Origin of the sequence: Streptomyces sp. SID10853 (genome assembly GCF_010548145.1) — a bacterium.
Taxonomy (GTDB): Bacteria; Actinomycetota; Actinomycetes; order Streptomycetales; family Streptomycetaceae; genus Streptomyces.
On sequence record NZ_JAAGLN010000410.1, the window covers coordinates 1 to 3,232 of the forward strand.

The 3,232-nt window shown below is 71.7% G+C and carries 4 protein-coding genes; 2 read left to right on the plus strand and 2 right to left on the minus strand.

Features of this window, described 5'->3' with window-relative positions; genetic code table 11:
• Both G3I19_RS35605 and G3I19_RS35610 read left to right on the plus strand, forming a co-directional pair.
• Positions 1-804: ATP-binding cassette domain-containing protein (locus G3I19_RS35605; RefSeq protein WP_164267819.1), on the plus strand; the 804-nt coding region annotated here is incomplete at its 5' end.
• Complete coding sequence (locus tag G3I19_RS35610; RefSeq protein ID WP_164267820.1) at positions 801-1,871, plus strand: hypothetical protein; 1,071 nt, start codon at positions 801-803, stop codon at positions 1,869-1,871. The genes G3I19_RS35605 and G3I19_RS35610, both read left to right, overlap by 4 nt.
• 153 nt (positions 1,872-2,024) lie before the next feature.
• Here G3I19_RS35610 and G3I19_RS35615 read toward each other — a convergent pair whose 3' ends face one another.
• Positions 2,025-2,879: a GNAT family N-acetyltransferase gene (locus G3I19_RS35615; protein ID WP_164267821.1), complete on the minus strand. Its 855-nt coding sequence runs from the start codon at positions 2,877-2,879 to the stop codon at positions 2,025-2,027.
• A gap of 146 nt (positions 2,880-3,025) precedes the next feature.
• Positions 3,026-3,232 (minus strand): helix-turn-helix transcriptional regulator (locus G3I19_RS35620; protein ID WP_164267822.1); only part of this gene is annotated, 207 nt, incomplete at its 5' end.

Here is a 3,232-nt window from a genome sequence, read left to right on the forward strand (position 1 = left end):
GTCGGCGCGGGCGCGGGCACGGTCGCAGTGCCGGGTCCCGGCCCGGCAGCCACCGCCGTGGGGGACCGCGCCGCGGGGGACCGCGCCGGGGTGGCCGCCACCGGGATCGTCGTGCGCCGCCGGTCCGGCGATCCGCTCGCCGGGCCGGTGTCGATGGCGTTCCCGCCCGGCAGCAGGACCGCGCTGCTGGGCCCGTCAGGCGCGGGCAAGACGACCTTCGCCCGGGTGCTGGCCGGACTGACCACACCGTCCGGGGGAGAGGTGCGGTTCGACGGCCGACCGCTCCCCGGCCGTATCGACCGGCGGTCGCCCGCACAGCGGCGCGCCGTGCAGTACGTGCACCAGAGCAGCGCGGGATCCTTCGAGGAACACCGTCGGGTCCTGCCACAACTCGCCGACACCGCAAGGCTGTTGCGCGGACTGCCGGAAACGGAAGCGACAGCCGGGGCGCTGGAGGCCGCACGGCTGCTGGGACTTGACGAGACGCTGCTGCACCGGACCCCGGGCCGCCTGTCCGGTGGCCAGCTCCAGCGGTGTGCGCTGGTACGTGCGCTGACCGCGCGACCGGCGCTGCTGATATGCGACGAGGTGACAGCGGCGCTGGACACCGCTTCCCGGCAGCAAGTCCTCGACGCGCTGCCCGGTTTGCTCGCCCCGGCCGGCACGGCCCTGCTGTTCATCAGCCACGACGTGCCCGCGGTGCGGACGATCGCCGATGAGGCCGCGCTGATCGACGGCGGCCGCTGTGTGCGCCGCGGACCGGTCGACGAGGTGCTGCCCGCGGCGTGGTCGGGCGGACCATGACACAGGGCAACGGCGACCAGGCGTTCGTCGCTTCAACCCCGTTTCCGGTCTGTTGCGCCCGTTCGATGAGGGACGCTTGTACCGCGCGCTTGTGCAGAGGGAAGCTGAGCACTCAGCAGAAGGAGAATGTGATGCACGCACAGGACCGGAAGCCGGAAGAGACGCAGCGGAAAACCGCGGTCAAGCGCCACTCCGGTATATCCGCCGTGACCGTCGGGACGCACAGTCCGGAGGCGATGCGGGCGCTACAGCGGAGCATCGGCAACGCGGCGGCGACCCGCATGATCGCACAGGAACGGCATGCACATGGCGCGGGCCGCGGCCAAGCCGTCCAGCGGGCGGCGGCCGGTCCCGCCGCCGGGTACGCCGTGCAGCGGTGGCCGAAGGGAACGGCGATGCAGGGCTACGCCCGCCCGGGAATCTCCAACGCGGCGACCGACGAGATGATCAGCTATCAGGATGTTGGTCCCGAACGCCCGTCGTCGCCACGGGCGGAGAAGCGCGGCGACGAACTCAAGGGCAAGAACAAGTTCGACGTCGATCTCGCCGCCAACTGGGAGCAGGGCAAGCGCACCGGCAGCACCCATGGCACCTCGTCCGTCCCCATTTCGCGAAACCACAGGCTGTCGGATCACTACATCGGGCACATCATCGAGGAGGCTGCCGGGAGCAGACGGGCCGCCGGGGCAGCGGCCTTGCAGGTGCTGGAGATCGACACCGCAATGAGGCAGTTCTTCACCGCGTGTGCCCCCTCCACCTCGGTCGGCGGCATCATGGCCCGGTTCACCCAGTTCGCCACGCAGGGCGCCGGCTTCCACGAACTCGTCGTCGCGGCCTCGAACAACGGCCGGAACCTGCGAGCGGGCCACTCCAAGGACAACTCCACCATCCAGGAGCACTTCGACCCGGGCATCATGGCGGGTGGAACGCCGACCCCCATCACCAAGTCCATCCAGGACGCGGTGAACCATCTGGTGAGCGCGAAGGTCATCGGGAAGGCGCTGGCAGAGGAAGCGCTTCAGCCGTACCGGGGCTGGACCTCATCCGATATCCGCTTCCCCGCCTGACCCGGGAGGGGCCCGGGTAGCGTGCCCGCACGGCCCCGTCCCCGGCGTATGAGCCGGGTGGCGGCCGGCTCACCCCGACAAGTAGCCGTCCGCGGCGGCACCCAGCACCGGGTGCCGCCGCGGGCCGGTCCCTGCCGGCCGACCGGACAGGCCCTAGCCGAGTTCCAGTGTCGTGATGCCGTACACACACTGGTCGGCGACCGGTCGGATCGGGCCCGTGTACATGCGGGCCGTCTCGAAGGAGGGCGTGAGCTTCAGCGCCCTCGCCAGCGCGACGGCGGCCGGATTGGACTCGGGGACGTCCACCGCGACCTGCGCCGTACCGGTCTCCTCGGCGATCGCCCCGTACAGCGCGGCCGCGTCGGCGGGCGAGTTGGCGAACAGCGGCCCGATACGCAGAACGTCGCCCGCGGCCGGGCGGACCACCGCGTACCCGGTCAGCTGCCCGTCGTCGAAGCGTACGAACGCCCGGTGCCCCTCCGTGGTCAGCCAGTGCTTCAGGAAGGTCGGGCGGTCCGCCGGATAGCAGGCGCTGTCGTACGCGGCGATGGCCTCGTGGTCGCCCGGCCGGATCTGCCGTACGCCCGCCGGGCTGCGGGGCGGCAGGACCCCGGTGTGACGGAAGGTGGTGTGGGCGAGCGTGAACCCGGACTTGCGGTAGTTGTCCTGCTGGGCGACCACCCCGTCAAGACCGATGGTGCGGGTCCCCGCGTGGGCCTGCGCCGCCTGCCAGGTGGCCAGTCCGTGGCCGCGGCCCCGCAGATCGGGGCGGACCAGATAGCAGCCGAGAAACGCGTAGCGCGCACCGTAGTTGACGACCGAGACCGCGGAGACCGGCTCCCCGTCGAGGCGTCCGAGGAAGAACCCCTCCGGGTCCTGGGCGAAGAAGCTCCGCCCGTCGCTGATCCCCGGGTTCCAGCCCTCGTCGTGCGCCCACCCGCTGATGACGGGCCAGTCCTCCTCGGCCGCCGGCCCGACGACGAGCTGCCCGGCGGATGAGTACGTCATGCATGCTCCGTAAGTGTATGAATGCGTTGACTCGCAGTAAGCGGGACGGACGCCCCGGGGGCGCCCCCCTGTGTCCGCGTGCCCTCCAAGGGGCCTTCCCCTGGGGGTTTCCTCCTGAGGCTTTTCTCATGGCTTCGGCCGGGATGTTACGGCAGCAGACCCGCCCGCCGGGCCGCCACGACGGCCTCCAGCCGGGTGTGCGCCCCCAGTTTGCGCATCGCGGAGCGCAGATAGCCCTTCACGGTCTCCGGCTTCAGCCCCAGCCGGGCACCGGTTGCCGCGTTCGTCGCGCCGGTGGCCACCCAGGCCAGCACGTCCACCTCGCGCGGCGCCAGCGCGGCAGGCCGCTCGCG

Bases quoted from the DNA above. Each gene is read 5' to 3' on its own strand.
- G3I19_RS35610 (WP_164267820.1), top strand. From the start codon at position 801: ATGACACAGGGCAACGGCGACCAGGCGTTCGTCGCTTCAACCCCGTTT.
- G3I19_RS35615 (WP_164267821.1), bottom strand. From the start codon at position 2,879: ATGACGTACTCATCCGCCGGGCAGCTCGTCGTCGGGCCGGCGGCCGAG.